Raw genomic sequence first — 17,916 nt, forward strand, 5'->3', positions numbered from 1 at the left:
CAACTACGGCACAAAAATCACCGCAGCGCCGATTGGCGTTTCTGGCGGCGCAGAGCGAATGGCGTGATCCCGAAAAAGCTTTTGTAAACGGATGAGAACCCGTTGGGAAAGCCGCAGGCAAGGCCGATTTCACGTACGCTCATAGTGGTATTCAAAAGCAGGTTGTTGGCCTTGGCCAACCGCATCTCCCGATAGAACCCGTTCGGCGTGGTGCCGAAGAATGTCTTGAATTTGCGCTCCAGCGAGCGGTTCGACATTCCAAGCTCTTCGACCAGTTGATTGATGGGTAACGGATCTTCGATATTGGCCTGCATCAACTTGATGCACTGATCCAGCCGGGCGTCCCCGGTCGTTGTCGTCTTGGCGCCCGAAAACGGCTGCAACGACGAAAAGTCGCGGATGTGTTCGTGCAGCATGATGTCAGCCACCGTCATCTTGGCCGGCCCCGAGATGTGACGCCCGATCACCGCCAAAGCAATATCGGTCGTGGCCCCCATTCCCGCGCAGGTCACGACCGGGCCCTGCTCGGTCGCGATCGAAAGCTTAGCCTCGAACCGGGCACCGCGTTCGCGGAAGATCGACGCGTTTTCCCAATGTGTTGCCATGTCGGGCGTTCCGTGTTCGTCGATGTATCGGCTGGCGGCCTCGGCCAGCAAAAAGACCTGCGCACCGCGATAGGTATAGTCGGACACAACCCGGCCCAGCGACAGCTCGGGCTGGTCCGGGTCGGTGTTGCCGATCACGAACAGATAGTCGGCGTCCGGTTGGCGCGTAACGGGCTGGGTCGGAATGCTGGCGCCGCTGCTGCTGACGATGGTCCCCCCCTTGAGCGACCGATAGGCATAAGTGAACGGCGGGTGCGGACAAACCCGATTGGCGAGACGCAGCACATCCACCACCGACGCCAGTTCCAGCAGAACGAAGCCCGGCGCGGTGATGATGTCAAAATGCCATTGCGCCTTGACGCTGTCGGGTTTTCCAGGGTCCGGTTTCTCCGCCATCCCCGCCACTCACACGATCCTGTGCCCGGCCGAGCGCAAGGCATTGGCCAAAGCTTCGATGTGCTCAGGGCCCACTTCGCAGCATCCACCGATGATGGTGGCCCCTTGGTCAACCCAACTCATGGCATGTGCGGCATAGGCCGACGGGTCGAGATCGTGGCGCGCTTCCAGCGCGTCGACTGTCGGAGCGTCTTTCAGGAAGCCGTCAGAAATCCGGGTGAAGCCATTCGCGTAGGCACCGAAAGGTCTTTGAAGTGTAGCAAGGATCTCAAGCGCCGCGGGCACCGCCTCGGGCCGGGTGCAATTGATCAGAACCGCCTGGGGATCGAAGCGTTCGACCAGTGGCGCGATCGCGCCCAGCGGTTCGCCCGACCTCAGCCGCGTACCGTCCTCGTCCATGACCGACAGGGCCAGCCAAACCGGCTTGCCACAGCCTTCGGTTCCACGCAGGGCGCCTTCGGCCTCGGTCACGGACGAGACGGTTTCGATCAGAAACAGGTCCACCCGGATCTGCATCAATCGCACCAGTTCCGCGAATTTCTGCGCGGCCTCGTCGGGATCGGGGTTCAGATCGGGGCGATAGGTGGCCAGCAAGGGACCCAGCGCGCCGGCGATACGCCCCGCCCGCCCATCGCGCGCCAGTTCGGCCTGTGTCAGAGCCGCATCGATGAGTTGCTCCAGCTGGTCCTCGATCCCCGCTCGTACGAGGCGAGAGCGGTGCACGGCGTAGGTGTTTGTTGTCGCGACGGTTGCCCCGCAGTCGAAATATTCCCGATGGATCTTTCCGACCAACCCGGGCTCGTCGATCATTACGCGGGTTGACCACAAGGCGGTTGGCTGTTCGCCACGACGTTTGACCAGCTCTTGACCGATCGAACCATCCAACAGCGTGATGTCTGCCATCTCGTTGCCTCCTTACGGTATGAGAACCAGCTTTCCGGGCAGGGTCTTTGATTGAAAGTCCGTCTGCGCCTGCACGATCTCGCGCAGCGGGTACGTCTTGGAAATCAACGGCTTGATCCGACCCGCGTTCATCAACTCGACCAACCGACCGAAGACCTCGAAAGCCTGATGGGTGCAGCCGTGGATCGTGATGTCCCGCAGGTAGATTTCGCGCAGGTCGGCCTGCACGATCGGCCCGGCGATGGCGCCCGAGACGGCATAGTGGCCGCCCGGCTTCAGTGCCAGGATCAGGCCGGGAAAGACCGGGCCGCCGACCACGTCGATCACCACGTCAAAGCTGTCCGGCGGCAGCGGCGCGTCGCGGTCGAACGTGCCAGCCGCACCCTGCGCCCGCACCACTTCGGCCTTGGCCGCACTGGTCACCCCCCACACGGTTGCTCCCCGCAAGGCTGCCAATTGCACGGCCGCCAGCCCGACACCGCCCGAGGCGCCGGTGATCAGCACCTTGTGCCCGGCGGTTACGCCCGCGCGGGTCAACAGGTTCTCGGCCGTCCCGAACGCACAAGGGATGGCGGCGATTTCCACGTCCGACAGCGGTGCGGCGGTCACGTCGTAGAGGTCATCCGCCTCGAGCAGGCAGTATTGCGCAAAAGCCCCGTCGATCTCGGACCCCAGCGCGATGAAGCCTGTCGGGTTACCCGGGCGCGGGCGCGGCAGGTTGATCGGGCAGGTCACGCGTTGCCCCGGTTTGAAGCCGGCACCCGGCCCGATCTGCTCGACTATGCCGCAAAGATCTCCGCCTTGAATGCGGGGAAAGGACAGCGCGCCGCCCCAACCGCCGGCTTCGACCTCTTGGTCAACCGCGTCCGTCGCGCCGGTGACGTCCGAGGAATACCATCCAATCCGCGTGTTGATGTCGGTGTTGTTGACGCCTGCCGCGACCACGCGGACCAGAACCTGCCCGGGCCCGGGCACCGGAACCGGAATATCCTCACGCCATTCCAGAACTTCTGGACCACCGTGACCGGTCAGATAGACACCGCACATCGACTTTGGAGCATTCATTTCGCTGGCTTCTCAGGTCTGGTCGTCGGGATGGGGTGGAACCGGCCCCATCGGCACGATGTCGTAGCGGGCATTCAGATCGGCCATCTTGGCCTCGTCCTCAAAATCTGCCTGGGTCATGGTTGCCAGTTCCGCAAGGAAGCCGTCAAACCCGGAGGGTTGAAAGATCATGAGCATCCGTGCCGGTTTGTTGTCGGCCACCCGGCAAGCATGCGGCACACCCGGCGGAACATGCATGGTGGTGCCCGGCGTGCACAGGTGCCAATCTCCGTCGACATAGAAATCCACGGCGCCCTCGAGAAAATAGAAAGTCTCGGCGTGGCTGTCGTGGCGATGAAGGCCAAGCGCGAAGCTGGCCTTCAAGTTGTCTTCCATCAGGGTGTACGCCCCGCCCGTGTCCTGACCGGAAACCTTCACGAAGGTATGGTCGTTCTCCCAGTCATAGTTGGGACCCTCACCGGGTCCCTGCTTGGAATATCGCGGGCGCATATGGGCCTCCTTGTGTCAGGCGCGCAGCCGCTCGTTTACGGGATCCCACAGCGGCTGATCCTCCTGTACCACGGCGCGACACTTTTCGCCGTAGATTTCCACCTCGAGCTCGGTGCCCGGGTTGGCCAGATCGGCCTTGATCATGCCCAGCGCGACGGACTTGCCGACACGATAGCCCCAGGCGCCCGACGTGGTCTCGCCCACGATCTGATCGCCCTGCCAGATGCAGGACATGTAAGGCGCATCGCAGTCACCGGCCTCGACGACCAGCGTGACGAAAGACTTCTTCACTCCACGCTGCTTTTCGGCCAGCAACGCGGCCTTGCCCGGGAAGTCCTGCGGCTTGTCGAACTTGACGAAGCGTTCCAGCCCGCCTTCCAGCAACGAGTAGTCGGTGCTGAGATCGCCCTTCCACGCGCGGTATCCCTTTTCGATGCGCAGGCTGTTCAGCGCATACATGCCGAACGGCTTGGCCCCGGCGGCAAGGATCGCATCATAGATCGCGGGCATATGCTCGTTCAGCGCATGCACCTCCCAACCCAGTTCGCCGGCGAAGGACACGCGGATCAGGTGGGCGGGTTGCCCGGCCACGGTGGCGGCCTGATGGGTCAGCCAGCCCAGCGAGAGGTCGGCATCGGTCAGGCCCGACAGGATCTCGCGCGATTTCGGACCGGTCACGATCAGCGTATCGCGGGTGGTGGTCACGTCCTCGACCGTGACACCCGCGGGCATCGCGTTCACAAGGATGTCGCGGTCGTGCCATTGCGCGGTGGCGGCGGTGATCATCACGAAGTCATCCTCGCCCAGACGCATGCAGGACATCTCGGTCAGGATGCGGCCGCGATCGTCGGCGATGTAGACCAGGTTGATCCGCCCCACCTTGGGCAGGCCGCCGGTGACCAGCCCGCGCAGCGCCTCGGCCGCGCCCTCGCCCTTGACGACGAACCGCGAGAAACCCGGCAGGTCGAGCACGCCGCAATGGTCGCGCACGGCCTCGCATTCTTCCTTGATCCGCTGCTCCCACGGGCCGGACCGGCCCCAGGTGTGGGTGCTTTCGTCGGAGGTGTCGTCCCCCGGCTGCGCGAACCAGTTGGCGCGCTCCCAGCCATTGTAGGCCCCCATGACGCCGCCCAGTTCCTTGACCTTAGCGTGAACCGGCGACAGCTTCTTGTCGCGCGCGGCGGGCCATTCGTGACGGGGGAAGTGCATGGCGTATTCGTTGCCATAAACCTCCATGCCCTTCTGGTTGCAGTAGTCCTGATCGGTGTAGTCGGTATAGCGGCGCGGATCGACGGCCCACATGTCCCATTCGGTGGCGCCATCCACGATCCATTCGGCCAGCACCTTGCCTGCACCGCCGCCTTGGGCGATGCCGAAGGTGAAGGTATGCGCCTCGAAGGCGTTCTTGACGCCGGGCATCGGCCCGATCAGCGGCAGGCCGTCGGGCGCATAGGGGATCGGCCCGTTGATCACGCGGCCCACGCCCGAGGTCGCCATCAGCGGCACCCGCTCCATCGCGTCAGTGACGATGTCCTCGATCCGGTCCAGATCGTCGTTCCACAACTGGAAGCTGAAATCCTCAGGCATCGGGTCGTCCTCGGTCATCCAGTGGCCCTTGCAATTGGGCTCGTATGGGCCAAGGTTGAAGCCGTGCTTTTCCTGTCGCAGGTAGTAGGAGATATCCACGTCGCGCAGCAGCGGCAGCTTGCCACCGTTTTCCTTGGACCAGGCTTCGACCTCGGGGATCTCGTCGGTCAGCAGGTACTGGTGGCTCATGACCATCGCGGGCACGGTGCGGCCGCCAAAGGGTTTGAACCATTCGCCCACGCGCTGCGCGTAGTAGCCGGCCGCGTTGACGACATAGTCGCAGTCGATGTCGCCTTTTTCGGTGTGGACGGTCCAGGTGCCGTCGTCATGCTGGGTCACGCCGGTGGCCGGGCAGAACCGGATGATCTTCTGCCCCATGTCGCGTGCGCCCTTGGCCAGCGCCTGGGTCAGCTGCGCAGGGTCGATGTCCCCATCGGTCGGGTCATACAGAACGCCCTCAAGATCATGAGTTTCCAGGAACGGGTAGCGTTCCTTGGCCTGCTCCGGCGTCCACATTTCCATCGGGATTCCCTGGTAGCGGCCCATCGACATGGCCCGCTGGAACTCCTGCATCCGCTCTTTGCTGTGCGCCAGACGGATCGAGCCGGACACGTGGTAGTTCATCGGGTAGTCGACCTCTTCGCCAAGACGTGAATACAGCTCGGTCGAATAGCGCTGCATGTTCATGATCGCCCACGAGGTCGAGAAGGTCGGCACGTTGCCCGCCGCGTGCCAGGTCGACCCTGCGGTCAGCTCGTTCTTTTCCAGCAGAACGCAGTCGGTCCAGCCCTTTTTGGCCAAATGGTACAGCGAGGACGCCCCTACGACGCCGCCACCGATGATGACCACGCGGGCCTTGGTCGGAAAATCGCTCATTTTTCTAGATCCCTGTCATTGTGCCCTTTGGGGCAGTTCATCCGTGATGTCGTAGTAGTCGCCCTTGTCCGCCACGAAGATGTGGCGGGCCAGTTTCAACTGAGTGGGCTGGTCCAGAGCCCCCATCGAAACTGAAATCGTGTCTTCGTCCTTGTGCTGCCAGAACAGAAAGCTTCCGCATGCCTTGCAGAAACCACGCCGGGCCGTGTCCGAAGCCTGAAACCATCCAAGCGTATCACTGCTGTTCAGGGTCAGGTTGTCCTGGTGGGTCGCGGTCGAGGCCCAATAATGCCCTGACTGCCGACGGCATTGCCCGCAGTGGCAGGCCGAGGGCGGTGACAGCTCTCCGTTGATCGTGAAGGCCACCGAACCGCAAAGGCACGATCCTTTTTGCATGGCTCTATCCCTTTCCTGCAGGTGTCGCGCTGGTTCCCAGCAGGACGCCATAGATGATGAAACAGGTGGCCATGATGCGGCGCACCCAGACGTTGAACACGGCGCCCAGCGCCGCCCGCCCCATCACCGCACCCAACAGTGTGAACCCGGTGTAGCTGAGCGTCGTGATGATCAGCGCCGTCGGCATGATGATCGCCATTTGCTGCCAGATCGGCACATCAGGCTGCACGAACTGGGAAAACGCGGCCAGGTAACCTGCGACGCTCTTTGGATTGATCGTGGCGACGGCCAAGGCATGGAGGTAGACATGGCGGGCCGGGCGCTGGCTGGCCGGCGCGGGACGCGCGGCGTTCATCCACCCCCGGAGTCCCATCCAGATCAGGAACCCCGCCCCGATCAGCTTGGCCACGAAAAACCCGGTTGGCGAGGCCGCGATCAGGGCTGTCACCCCCAGAGCCGACAGGATCAGAAATGCGCTGGCTTGGGTCAGGATCGCCAGAACCCCAAGCATCGCCTTGGGAAATGGCAGGCTCATCCCGTTCGAGATGCAATTCACCGCATTCGGACCCGGCGTGGTCACGAACACCACCCAGAACAGCGCGAAAATGGTCCAGGCCTCAAAGCTCATCAGTACACCGGCGGAGCGATCACCCAGACGGCCACGGCGGGTTGGTCGTAAGGGTTCGCCCATTGATAGGGTTCGTGCTTGATCCGAAAGCTGTCCCCGACGCCGACGGTGAAATTTCGGCCTCCGATCGTAAGGTCGAGACGGCCCGAGATCATGTATCCAACCTCCTGCGTCGGACGGTTGGCCGGGGTCTGCATCCGGGAATGGGGCTCAAAGGTGGAATGCACCATCTCGAAATCATCGGTCAGGTCGGGCGACAGCAATTCCTCGATCAGCCCTTCCTCGCCCGACCCCATCGGCCGGCGCGAACCGGCGCGCACCACATAGCCCTGTTCCTCGGCCAGAACGCCGGTATGGGCGAACAGCATCGACATCGGCACGCCCAGGCATTCCGCGATCAGGCGCAGATCCGAGATCGACGGAGCAGACAAATCGCGCTCGACCTGGCTGAGCCAGCCCACCGACCGGTCCAACCGCGAAGCGATATCGGTCAGCGTCAGCCCGCGCGCCTTGCGCAGCGCGCGAATGTCCGCCCCCAGCGTCGCAGCGATATGGGCCTGGTCGTTCACGCTACCCCCCCGATTCATGAAATTTACGTCACATTTTTCACGATGTCCCGAATCGGTGAAAATTCCAAGGGATTTTTCACTACCGATCCTGATCCTTCCACGCTATGGCTGCGGAATGTGGATCGTCATTCTGTATTTCTGGGCCATCAACGCGTTGACTTTGCTGATGTTCGGCTGGGACAAGCTGCGGGCGATCCGACGCAGGCGGCGTGTCCCGGAGAAGTGGCTTTTGCGACTGGCGCTGTTGGGCGGCAGCCCCGCAGCTTTGTTGGGTCGCTGGATATTCGGGCACAAGACCCGAAAAAAGCGACTGACGACTCTGCTGTATGCCATTGCGGCTCTGCAGGCGGGCGCGATCTACCTGTTCCTCACCTAAAGTTCTGTTTGAAACTGGCAATTGGCAGTGCGATCGGGCAATGGTTGCACATGTTTGACAGAACTTCGTCCCAGGCGCTGGCCATCGGGTCAGTGGCGGTGTCCCTGCTGGTGCTGCTGCTCAAGGTCCTGGCATGGCATTTGACCGGGTCGGTCGCTCTGTATTCCGACGCAATGGAGTCTTTGGTCAACGTGGTCGGCGCGCTGCTGGCGTGGTTTGCCATTCGGATGGCAGAGCGTCCTGCCGACAGCAATCACCCTTTCGGACATCACAAGGCCGAGAACTTCTCGGCCATCGCCGAGGGGACCCTGATCGTTCTTGCCGCAATCCTGATCATTCAGGAAGCCTGGGGCGCCTTGTTCGCGCCTCACCTGGACCAGCTCGGACCGATCGGACTGGCCGTGAACGCAGCGGCCATGGTCCTGAACCTGGTCTGGGCCCGCGTCTTGATCTCGGCGGGTCAGAAACGGCGCTCGCCGGCCATGACCGCCAATGGGCGCCACCTGATGACCGACGTCTGGACCTCGGCCGGGGTCTTGTTGGGACTGATCCTGGTATTGCTCACAGGCTGGGCCGTTCTTGACCCGTTGCTGGCCATTCTGGTGGCCGCGAATATTCTGCGCGAAGGTTGGAAGGTCATTTTCCATTCGGCCGGAGATCTGATGGATTCAGCTGCCCACACCGAGGACACGGACATCATCGAGGCCGCCGTTCGGAACTCGTCTCAGGGAGCCTTGCAGATCCACGATCTGCGCACCCGACGGGCCGGCAAAGCCGTGTTCATCGAATTTCATCTGGTCGTCGATCGCAACATGACAGTCGGTGACGCCCACGACATCTGTGACGCGATCGAAGATGCAATCGCCGAAAAGCTGCCCGAGGCCCGGACCATCATTCACGTGGAGCCGGACTCTCAGCTCAAAGCCTCGGGAATCGAACCGGAATAAAGGTTCTACAGACGCCCGAAAACCTGCGCGAGGATACGCGACAGCCCATCGGCATCGGCCTGCTCGAACGCATCGGGCTGATCGCTGTCGATATCAAAGACCCCGATGACCTGCCCCGCAGAGTCCCGCACCGGCAGAACCAATTCGGACCGGGTCGACGAGGCACAGGCAATGTGCCCCTCAAACGCATCCACATCCGGGACCAGCTGAACCTCTCCGGTCCGCGCTGCTGCCCCGCAGACCCCGCGCGAGAACGGAATGACCAAACACCCATGCCCGCCTTGATAGGGTCCGATCTTCAACAACTCCGGCTCGGTCACACGGTAAAACCCTGTCCAGTCAAAGCGGTCGTCGCTGTGATGCACCTCGCAGGCGACGGTGGCCATCAGAGCGACCTGGTCAGTTTCACCTTCCGTCAGGGCTTCGATGGTTTTGGACAAGAGCGCGTAGTCAGCTTTCATGGGGTCATTTCCAATGTGCAACCGGGCCGCAACCTCTGCGGCCCGGTTCAGCTAATGGCAAAATGCCAAAGCGTCAAACCCGCTCGATCGCGATTGCGGTGCCTTCGCCGCCTCCGATGCAGATCGCGGCCACTCCGCGCTTCAGGCCACGCTTCTCGAGTGCATTTAGAAGCGTCACCATGATGCGTGCACCTGAGGCACCGATCGGATGACCAAGGGCGCAGGCGCCACCGTTGACGTTGACCTTGTCGCGCGGCAGGCCCATTTCGTGCATGAAGGCCATCGGAACAACGGCAAACGCCTCGTTCACTTCCCACAGGTCCACGTCGTCCTTGCTCCAACCGATCTGTTCCAGCAGCTTCTGCGCGGCCGGGACCGGAGCCGTGGTGAAAAGGCCGGGCGCCTGGGCGTGGCTCGCGTGGCCCAGGATGCGGGCACGTACATTCAGGCCGCGCGCCTCGGCCGTGTCAGCCGCAGCAAGAACCAGCGCCGCTGCGCCATCCGAGATTGACGAGGAATTGGCCGCCGTCACCGTGCCATCCTTGCGGAATGCCGGCTTCAGCGTCGGTATCTTTTCCGGCCGCGCCGATTTGGGCTGCTCGTCCGAATCCTGAATGATTTCACCTTTGCGGCTTCGGACCGTGACGGCTGCGATCTCGTCCGAGAAGGCCCCGCTGGCCTGCGCTTCGAGCGCATTCGACAGCGATTTCAACGCGTATTCGTCTTGCGCCTCTCGGGTGAATTGATAAGCCTCGGCGCAGTCTTCGGCAAAAGTGCCCATCAGGCGGCCCTTGTCATAGGCATCTTCCAACCCGTCCAGGAACATGTGATCCACCACCTGGCCGTGACCGATACGAGCCCCGCCGCGCATCTTGGGCAGCAAGTAGGGCGCATTCGTCATGCTTTCCATCCCACCCGCAACCATCGAGTCTGCATGGCCAAGCGCGATCTGATCGAACGCCATCATCGCCGCCTTCATGCCCGACCCGCACATCTTGTTCAGCGTGGTCGCAGGCACCTCTTCACCCAGACCTGCCGCAAACCCTGCCTGCCGCGCCGGAGCCTGCCCCTGACCGGCGGGCAGAACGCAGCCCATCAAAACCTCGTCGACCGTCTGCGTCTTGGCGTTTTCAAGCGCCGCGCGAATGGCGACGCCACCCAGTTCCGCCGCAGGCACGCCGTCGAACATTCCTTGAAACCCGCCCATCGGCGTCCGGGCCGCACCAGCGATCACAACCTCTTTCATGTGACGACTCCTCCTTTTGTCGAGTGCTTGGATACCGAATGGTAAGAAATGCCGTCTAGCGTATTTCTACGATCGATCGACGGAATCCGAGGGGAGTCACGTGGCACTGAGCAGCAAAACGACAGGCGAGACGCAGATCATCACAGTCGACGCCGCCCGCATCGACGCCGCCATGGCGATACAGTTCAAGGAAGACATGCGGACCCAAACCGCAGATGGCGCCGGTCGGATCATCCTGGACCTGTCTGCGGTCGAGTTCATAGACTCCAGTGGATTGGGCGCGATCGTGGCGTCCATGAAGCAACTTGGAAATGGGCGCAGGCTGGAACTGGCAGGATTGCAGCCTGTCGTGGCCAAGGTTTTTCGGCTGACGCGGATGGATACGGTTTTCAAACTGCATCCCAACTTGGATGACGCGCTGGCCTCCGAGTTGGAGTGAAGCGTCAGGGGGCAAATGGCGTGACAGTCAACTGCGAAGACGGCCGACTCGAAGTGGCGTTCCCTGCCGTCGAAGCCGAGGCCAGCCGCGCCATCGCTTCGTTGCACGCGGGGCTGTCGAATCTCGGTTTGCCGGGGCAAAAGACTGCCGACATCACGATCGTGTTGGCCGAGGCGATCAACAATGTTGTCGAACACGCCTATGCTGAGCGCGCGCCCGGAATGGTTCGGGTTTCCGTGCTGGACTCCAAAGATTACCTGGAGGTCCAGATCACTGACACCGGGCACCCCTTGCCCGGCCTGAAGATGCCTGATGGTATTCCCGCCAGTGTGGAAACCGATACTTCAAACCTGCCCGAAGGTGGATTCGGTTGGTTCCTGATCCGCACATTGGCCGACGAGGTGCGGTATGACCGCAGAAACGGCCAAAACCTGCTATTCTTGCGGTTTGAGCGCACAAAAAAAGCGGATCGGCCACAATAACGCCCAGATCGGACCATTGTCGCGCCGCAAACGACCGGCAGAAACAAGGGGTAGCTCAGATAGCTTCCCTCGGCGCCATGTGTCACAGCCCCCACCCAGTGAACGGCGCCGAGGACCTTCTCCTTGAAATGACTGGACATCAGCCAACGGCACCCTAGTGTCGACGCGTTCAGGAGGAGACCCATTCCATGCGCGATTTCCACGCCCCCGGCCGTTCCGAGGTTTTATCGACCGAAGGGATGTGCGCAACCTCGCATCCGCTGGCTGCAAAGGTGGCGCTGGACATTCTGGGCCGCGGCGGAAACGCGATGGACGCAGCCATTGCCGCGGGCGTACTTCTGGGCATCTGCGAACCGCAGATGACAGGTCTGGGTGGCGACTGTTTCGCTCTTTACAATCGCGCCGGCGAAACGAAGGTGCGCGCGCTGAACGGATCCGGGCGGGCGCCCGCTGGCGCCTCGGCCGAAGATCTGCGGGCCCGTGGGTTGGCTGCGGTGCCACTTGACGGCCCCGAAGCGGTGACGATCCCCGGGGCTGTTGACGCATTCTGCCAACTGTCAGAGGCCGAGGGTCGATTGGGGATCGAGGCCCTTCTTCAACCTGCAATTCACTATGCCGAAACGGGCGTTCCGGTTGCACCTCGCGTCGCGCATGACTGGTCGATCGGGGCCGAAACGCTGCAGGGCGCAGCCCGGGATCACTATCTGATCGACGGCCGCGCCCCAACGACAGGTCAGGTGTTTCGCGCTCCGGGTCAGGCAGAAGTCCTGCGTCGCGTGGCCCGAAGGGGACGTGACGCCTTTTACGAGGGCGAAATCGCCGATGACATGCTGGCCGCGTTGAATTCCCGAGGCGGTGTTCATTCGGCCACGGACTTTCACGACACAAAGTTCATCGAAGCCTCACCGGTCGGAGGTGACTACCGCAACGCTGAACTGCTGGAACATCCGCCGAACGGACAAGGCGCGACTGCGATCCTGCTTCTCAACATCCTCAAGCATTTCGACATTGCAGGCATGGACCCGTGGGGCGCCGAACGGGCGCATATCGAAGCCGAGGCGACCAAGCTGGCCTACGATGCACGCAACCGGTTCATCGCCGACCCGGATCAGTCGTCGCGCATGGAACATTTTCTGGCGCCGGAAACGGCGGCAAAGCTGGCCGAGCTGATTGATCCCCGGCGCGCCATGACCGCCGCCGCCCCGCTGACCGAAGCGGTGCACAAGGACACGGTTTATGTCACGGTCGTCGACCGGGATCGTATGGCTGTTTCTCTGATCTACTCCATCTTCCACAGCTTCGGATCGGGCATCGCCTCGGAAAAGTTTGGCATTCTCCTGCAGAACCGCGGATGTGGTTTCAACCTTGAACCGGGACATCCGAACGAGCTGGGCGGCGGCAAGCGCCCGATGCACACAATCATTCCCGCGATACTGAAGCAAAACGGGCAGATAGCCATGCCGTTCGGCGTGATGGGCGGGGCCTATCAGCCGACAGGCCACGCGCGCCTGGTTTCCAACCTTCTGGATTTCGACTTGGGGCTGCAGCACGCCGTCGACGCACCCCGCGTTTTTGCCGACGGTTCGATCTTGAAGATCGAACCCAGTTACGATCGCAGGATCGCGCAACAATTGTCGGAAATGGGGCACAATGTCGTCGAAACGGAAACGCCTCTGGGCGGCGCCCAGGCGATCCGAATCCGTCAAAGCGGAGTATTGGAGGGCGCCAGCGACCCCCGAAAGGACGGTTGCGCTTTGGGTTACTGACGCCGCAACGGCGTCAACACCGTATCAGTTCAGTTGGAAGTGCAGCGGATAGCTGCCGTCCTGAAACGGCCCGAACATGTTGGGAATATCAGGATGATCAACAGGTTCGCCAGACTGGTCGGCAATCAGATTTTGCTCTGATACATAAGCCACATAGAAGGATTGATCGTTCTCGGCCAGCAAATGGTAGAACGGCTGATCCTTGATCGGGCGGCTGTCTTCGGGAATTGCCTCGTACCATTCCTCGGTATTTGCAAATTCCGGATCCACGTCAAAAATCACCCCTCGGAAGGGATGTTTCTTGTGACGAACCACCTGGCCCAGGCGGTACTTTGCATGTGTCTTCAGCATTGTTTCAGCCCCCAAGGCACTTACTAAACCTTTCCGCCGGCAATTGCCAATCATTGATCTGAAATTCGCGGAAACAGTCTGTGAACCTATGCCTGACAGTCGTCGGCCTGCTGCAGGGTTTCTTATACGATTGTGATTTCCTCGGCCTGCAATCTGCGCTAGAATAAAGAAAAAAGGCACGAGGCACATGAGCAGAAAACTTCTCGTACTCTTCGGGGTGCTGTTTTTGGCATCCTGTGGGGGCGGCGCACAGCGTCCGCCCAGCAACCTCAATGACGCTTGCGCCATCGCACGCGAGCGGCCGGACATGATCAAGGCATTCAAAAGCACGGAACGCAAATGGGGTGTTCCGGTTCATGTCCAGATGGCAACCATCTACCAAGAAAGCCGCTATCGTCACGACGCGCGGACGCCCCACAAATATGTTCTGGGAGTAATTCCGATGGGCCGTCAGAGCAGCGCCTATGGCTTCAGCCAGGCCCTGGACGGAACCTGGGAAGAGTACCAGCGCGAAACCGGGAAGCGGCGCGCCAAGCGTGACCGCATTCGTGACGCGTCAGATTTCGTCGGTTGGTACATGAACAAAAGCAGCCAGAAGATCGGAATCTCGACCAGCGACACGCGGAACCAGTATCTGGCGTATCACGAAGGTCGCGCGGGTTACGCACGCGGCAGCCACTACGGCAAGACCTGGCTATTGAACGTGGCCAATGACGTGGACGCACGTGCGCAGATGTACCAGGCGCAGCTGTCCAGCTGCCGCTACTGAAAGAGCCGCGGGTCAGCGGTTTTCTGACCCGCGCCGCGCCTTGTTCGAAAACAGGCCGCTGTCGATTCTGACATCTTCGTCGAGGGGACCCAGCAGCACCGTGGTTTGACCCCCGGCGTTGTCGTAGATGACCCATTTCCTCAACTCGATCGGATTTGCCGTGAACATCAGCTCGATCCGCCCGGACTCGGGGTTTTTCGGGTCCTGCGCGGTGACGACCGTGGCTGTGCCATCAAATGTGTGGCCGACTACCATGTTGGCCTGCGACAGGTTCACGTTGCGCGCCAGAACCAGCGACAGCGGTGTGCGCTTCAACGGGTACTGCTCGGGCGGCTGGTTTGATTTGGGGTCGAACACCATCACCGTGCCGGCATTGGCCAACACGACCGCACTGTTGGGCGGATCGTATTCGAACCGCATCTTTCCGGGGCGCTGCAGCCACAGCTTGCCGGTACTCAGCGATCCGTCATCGTTGACTTGGGTAAACGTCGTCTGAACGGCCTTCAATCCGTTCAGATAGTTCGAGATCTGCGACAAGGGAAGCTTGTCGGCGGCCCAGGCTGCAGGGGCAGTCAAAGCAAGGGCAAGGGCAAAGGCAATCTGTTTCATGACACACAGATATGCGCTCTGCCCTTGTTATTAAATATCCTACTGTTCCGGGACGAGGATTTCGCGTTTGCCCACGTGATTTGCTGCCGAAACAACGCCTTCGTCCTCCATCTGCTCGACCAGCCGTGCAGCCTTGTTGTAGCCGATGGCAAGTTTCCGCTGGATGTACGAGGTTGAACACTTGCGATCCTTGATCACGATGGCAACCGCCTGATCGTACAGGGCATCCTCACCATTGGTGTTACCGCCAGTGTTCAGCCCCAGAACCGCGTCGATATTGTCGGCCTTGTCCTCGGACGGGCCGTCCAGCACGCTGCCGACATAGTCGGGCGGGCCATACTGCTTGAGGTGGTTCACGACCTCCTCGACCTCTTCATCCGACACGAACGGCCCGTGGCAGCGAGTGATCTTGGCGCCGCCAGCCATGTACAGCATGTCGCCCTGCCCCAGCAGCTGTTCGGCCCCCATCTCGCCCAGGATGGTCCGGCTGTCGACTTTCGACGTCACCTGGAACGAGATCCGGGTCGGGAAATTGGCCTTGATCGTGCCGGTGATGACGTCCACCGAGGGCCGCTGCGTGGCCATGATCAGGTGGATGCCCGAAGCCCGCGCCATCTGCGCCAGACGCTGGATGCAGGCTTCGATCTCCTTGCCGGCCACCATCATCAGGTCAGCCATCTCGTCGACGATGACGACGATATAGGGCATGGCCTTGGGTTCGAACTCTTCCGTCTCGAAAACGGGTTCTCCGGTTTCGTCGTCGAACCCGGTCTGGACCGTGCGGCTGAACATCTCGCCCTTGGACAGCGCGTCCTTCACCCGGCCGTTGTAGCCGGCGATGTTGCGCACGCCCATCTTGGACATCTTGCGATAGCGGTCCTCCATTTCGCCGACGACCCATTTCAGGGCAACCACCGCCTTTTTCGGGTCGGTCACGACCGGCGACAGCAGATGCGGGATGCCGTCATAGACGGAAAGTTCCAGCATCTTGGGGTCGATCATGATCAGGCGGCATTCGTCCGGTGTCAGCTTGTACAGCAGCGACAGGATCATTGTGTTGATCGCCACCGACTTGCCCGAACCGGTCGTCCCGGCGATCAGCAGGTGGGGCATCTTGGCCAGGTTGGCCACGACCGAGTCTCCGCCGATATCCTTGCCCAGCGCCAGCGGTAGCGCATGGGTGCCGTCGCCGAAATCGCGGCTTGCCAGGATTTCGCGCAGGACCACCATCTCGCGGTTCTCGTTGGGCAGTTCGATGCCGATGACCGAACGTCCGGGCAGGGTCGAGACCCGCGCGGACAGTGCCGACATAGACCGGGCGATATCATCGGCCAGCCCGATCACGCGGCTGGCTTTCAGGCCCGGTGCGGGTTCCAACTCGTACATCGTGACGACAGGGCCGGGGCGGACACTGACGATCTCGCCTTTGACCCCATAATCATCCAGCACGTTCTCCAGCATCCGCGCGTTTTCCTCCAGCGCTTCGTCACTGAGGTGATGACGCTGAATGCCCGACGGGTTCGTCAACAGGCTGAGCGGCGGCAGTTCGAAATCCGTGTGCCGCTCTTCGAAAGACAGGCTGGGCTGCGCTTCGGCCTGAGCCCGTCGCGACGGCAGGACGTTGCGCCGGACGGGTTGCGCCACGACCGGCTTGCGCGGTTCGGCAACCGGGATCTTCAATGCCGGGCGTGCCTCGGCGATTGGGTCCTCTGCATCCTCGAACACCTGATCGTCGTCGACATCCTCCGGCGCATAGGCCGAGACCGGGTCTTCCGCGAACGTCTCCATTTCCGCAGAAGGCTGCGCCGGGTGACCTGTCAACGGCGGCTCGGGCGGGAGCCCGGCAGCAGTCAGCGGAGGTTCGGGCGGAAGGTTGCCCGCTCGCGGCGCAGTCAGGATCAGCGGGTCGGGACCACGGCCGCGCCCCTTGGTCAGCGGGCGGTTCGGATCGGGCTCGGGCGCGATTTCACCGGTGGCGACCTTGCGGTTCTGGATCACCGCGGAGATCTTCGAGCGGATCCGGTCCTCGCCCGGCATCTCGTCATATCCGGTAACGGGTTCCGGATCGACCAGTTCGGGTTCGGGCATCGGTTCGGGGCGGCGGATCAGGCCAGGCATGCGCGCAAGCAGGCCCGTTTTGACGGGCTCGGGGGCTGCGATCTCGGGCTCTTCAAAGACCGGATCGGCATAGGCCAGTTCATCCTCGAATTCGGCACCGGCGGCCTGGGTTGCCTTGCGTTCCTGCCACTTTTCCCGGCGCGCCTGCGCCGCACGGGCCGTGGCCGAAGCCCCCTGCCCCAGCGCAGTCATCAGCATGTCATAGGCCATCACCAGACCCAGCAGGAAAGCCCGGAACCCGCGCCGGACGTCCGATTTGGTGAAACCCAGCACAAAGACGCCCAATGCCAGCATGCCGGCCGCCATGGCCAGTGACATCAGCTTGACCATGAAATGCGACGAGAGCGGCAACAGCGTCAGCAGCGCGCCCATCACCGTATCGCCGAACAGACCGCCAAGACCAAAGCTGTGCGTCGCGCGCCATTCGGCACCGGGCACCAGGGTTGCGGCATAGACCGAGAGCACGGCGATCCAGATCGGCGCGAAAATCAAGCGGGCCACGGCGCGATCCTCGCCGAAATGGCCGGTAAAGCGCACGCCCCAGCCGACCAGCACCAGCGCGATGCCAAGGCTGCCCCAGCCCACGATCATGAACAACGGTGCGGCGATCGAAGCGCCGAACCGGCCCAACCAGTTCTGCACCGGCGCGTCGGTCGAGACCATCCAGTTCGGATCATCCGGCGTGTAGGACCAGATCATCGCCGCGGCGGCCAGGCCGGCCAGGATCAGGGCGATCCCGATCAGTTCCTTGCTGCGCCGCTCGATCGCGGCCTGGGTGGTGCTGTCCAACAATGGGTCGCGGTTGCGCGCGTTGTAAGATGCCATGTGCCCTCGTACC

19 protein-coding genes are annotated in these 17,916 nt (G+C 62.0%); 6 read left to right on the forward strand and 13 right to left on the reverse strand.

What is annotated here, in order from left to right:
• Window positions 1-17 precede the first annotated feature (17 nt).
• The 8 genes from ACR0BA_RS11080 to ACR0BA_RS11115 are packed head-to-tail and all read right to left on the reverse strand — an operon-like array spanning window position 18 to window position 7,514.
• Entirely contained in the window at window positions 18-1,001 is a 984-nt protein-coding gene (locus ACR0BA_RS11080; RefSeq protein ID WP_480727955.1) for a GlxA family transcriptional regulator, read from the reverse strand.
• A 9-nt stretch (window positions 1,002-1,010) separates the two neighbouring features.
• Window positions 1,011-1,904: a homocysteine S-methyltransferase family protein gene (locus ACR0BA_RS11085; protein WP_480727956.1), complete on the reverse strand. Its 894-nt coding sequence runs from the start codon at window positions 1,902-1,904 to the stop codon at window positions 1,011-1,013.
• Between the two features lie 12 nt (window positions 1,905-1,916).
• Window positions 1,917-2,969 carry an alcohol dehydrogenase family protein gene (locus ACR0BA_RS11090; RefSeq protein ID WP_480727957.1) on the reverse strand — a complete coding sequence of 351 codons (1,053 nt, stop codon included), beginning with the start codon at window positions 2,967-2,969 and terminating at the stop codon, window positions 1,917-1,919.
• A gap of 12 nt (window positions 2,970-2,981) precedes the next feature.
• Window positions 2,982-3,458 (reverse strand): cupin domain-containing protein, encoded by a 477-nt coding sequence (locus tag ACR0BA_RS11095; protein ID WP_093964282.1) that lies wholly within the window; start codon window positions 3,456-3,458, stop codon window positions 2,982-2,984.
• Window positions 3,459-3,473: 15 nt separating this feature from the next.
• Window positions 3,474-5,921 carry a GcvT family protein gene (locus ACR0BA_RS11100; protein ID WP_480727959.1) on the reverse strand — a complete coding sequence of 816 codons (2,448 nt, stop codon included), beginning with the start codon at window positions 5,919-5,921 and terminating at the stop codon, window positions 3,474-3,476.
• A 15-nt stretch (window positions 5,922-5,936) separates the two neighbouring features.
• Entirely contained in the window at window positions 5,937-6,317 is a 381-nt protein-coding gene (locus ACR0BA_RS11105) for a GFA family protein (protein ID WP_170342302.1), read from the reverse strand.
• 4 nt (window positions 6,318-6,321) lie between these two features.
• The gene (locus ACR0BA_RS11110; RefSeq protein WP_480727960.1) at window positions 6,322-6,945 is read right to left on the reverse strand and encodes a LysE family translocator; all 624 of its coding nucleotides are present in this window, start codon (window positions 6,943-6,945) and stop codon (window positions 6,322-6,324) included.
• A complete protein-coding gene (locus ACR0BA_RS11115) occupies window positions 6,945-7,514 on the reverse strand; it encodes a helix-turn-helix domain-containing protein (protein WP_480727961.1) in 570 nt (189 codons plus the stop codon). The genes ACR0BA_RS11110 and ACR0BA_RS11115 overlap by 1 nt, the downstream gene beginning before the upstream one ends.
• 115 nt (window positions 7,515-7,629) lie before the next feature.
• Here ACR0BA_RS11115 and ACR0BA_RS11120 point away from each other — a divergent pair, with 115 nt between their 5' ends.
• Window positions 7,630-7,890 (forward strand): DUF1294 domain-containing protein, encoded by a 261-nt coding sequence (locus ACR0BA_RS11120; RefSeq protein WP_480727963.1) that lies wholly within the window; start codon window positions 7,630-7,632, stop codon window positions 7,888-7,890.
• A gap of 50 nt (window positions 7,891-7,940) precedes the next feature.
• Window positions 7,941-8,837 (forward strand): cation diffusion facilitator family transporter, encoded by an 897-nt coding sequence (locus tag ACR0BA_RS11125; RefSeq protein WP_480727964.1) that lies wholly within the window; start codon window positions 7,941-7,943, stop codon window positions 8,835-8,837.
• 5 nt (window positions 8,838-8,842) lie between these two features.
• Here the strand turns inward: ACR0BA_RS11125 and ACR0BA_RS11130 are convergent, their stop codons facing one another.
• Both ACR0BA_RS11130 and ACR0BA_RS11135 read right to left on the reverse strand, forming a co-directional pair.
• Window positions 8,843-9,298 carry a GAF domain-containing protein gene (locus ACR0BA_RS11130; RefSeq protein ID WP_170342295.1) on the reverse strand — a complete coding sequence of 152 codons (456 nt, stop codon included), beginning with the start codon at window positions 9,296-9,298 and terminating at the stop codon, window positions 8,843-8,845.
• Between the two features lie 73 nt (window positions 9,299-9,371).
• Window positions 9,372-10,544, reverse strand: a complete 1,173-nt coding sequence (locus ACR0BA_RS11135) for an acetyl-CoA C-acyltransferase (RefSeq protein ID WP_170600123.1) — start codon at window positions 10,542-10,544, stop codon at window positions 9,372-9,374.
• Window positions 10,545-10,644: 100 nt separating this feature from the next.
• On the opposite strand from ACR0BA_RS11135, the gene ACR0BA_RS11140 reads away from it, so the two are divergent.
• From ACR0BA_RS11140 to ACR0BA_RS11150, 3 genes are all read left to right on the forward strand, one after another.
• Window positions 10,645-10,983: an STAS domain-containing protein gene (locus tag ACR0BA_RS11140; protein ID WP_170342291.1), complete on the forward strand. Its 339-nt coding sequence runs from the start codon at window positions 10,645-10,647 to the stop codon at window positions 10,981-10,983.
• Between the two features lie 20 nt (window positions 10,984-11,003).
• Window positions 11,004-11,465, forward strand: a complete 462-nt coding sequence (locus ACR0BA_RS11145; protein ID WP_480727966.1) for an ATP-binding protein — start codon at window positions 11,004-11,006, stop codon at window positions 11,463-11,465.
• A 188-nt stretch (window positions 11,466-11,653) separates the two neighbouring features.
• Window positions 11,654-13,231: a gamma-glutamyltransferase family protein gene (locus ACR0BA_RS11150; RefSeq protein ID WP_480727967.1), complete on the forward strand. Its 1,578-nt coding sequence runs from the start codon at window positions 11,654-11,656 to the stop codon at window positions 13,229-13,231.
• 24 nt (window positions 13,232-13,255) lie between these two features.
• On the opposite strand, the gene hspQ is transcribed toward ACR0BA_RS11150, so the two are convergent.
• The gene (gene hspQ / locus ACR0BA_RS11155; RefSeq protein WP_170341320.1) at window positions 13,256-13,582 is read right to left on the reverse strand and encodes a heat shock protein HspQ; all 327 of its coding nucleotides are present in this window, start codon (window positions 13,580-13,582) and stop codon (window positions 13,256-13,258) included.
• Between the two features lie 187 nt (window positions 13,583-13,769).
• Here hspQ and ACR0BA_RS11160 point away from each other — a divergent pair, with 187 nt between their 5' ends.
• The gene (locus tag ACR0BA_RS11160) at window positions 13,770-14,351 is read left to right on the forward strand and encodes a transglycosylase SLT domain-containing protein (RefSeq protein WP_093964271.1); all 582 of its coding nucleotides are present in this window, start codon (window positions 13,770-13,772) and stop codon (window positions 14,349-14,351) included.
• Between the two features lie 12 nt (window positions 14,352-14,363).
• Here the strand turns inward: ACR0BA_RS11160 and ACR0BA_RS11165 are convergent, their stop codons facing one another.
• Together ACR0BA_RS11165 and ACR0BA_RS11170 are read right to left on the reverse strand one after the other, a co-directional pair.
• Window positions 14,364-14,960 carry a LolA family protein gene (locus ACR0BA_RS11165; protein ID WP_170433996.1) on the reverse strand — a complete coding sequence of 199 codons (597 nt, stop codon included), beginning with the start codon at window positions 14,958-14,960 and terminating at the stop codon, window positions 14,364-14,366.
• Window positions 14,961-14,999: 39 nt separating this feature from the next.
• On the reverse strand, window positions 15,000-17,903 hold the full coding sequence (locus tag ACR0BA_RS11170; RefSeq protein ID WP_480727968.1) for a DNA translocase FtsK: 2,904 nt from the start codon (window positions 17,901-17,903) through the stop codon (window positions 15,000-15,002).
• Between the last annotated feature and the right edge of the window lie 13 nt (window positions 17,904-17,916).

The organism is Ruegeria sp. CI5, assembly GCF_056536885.1.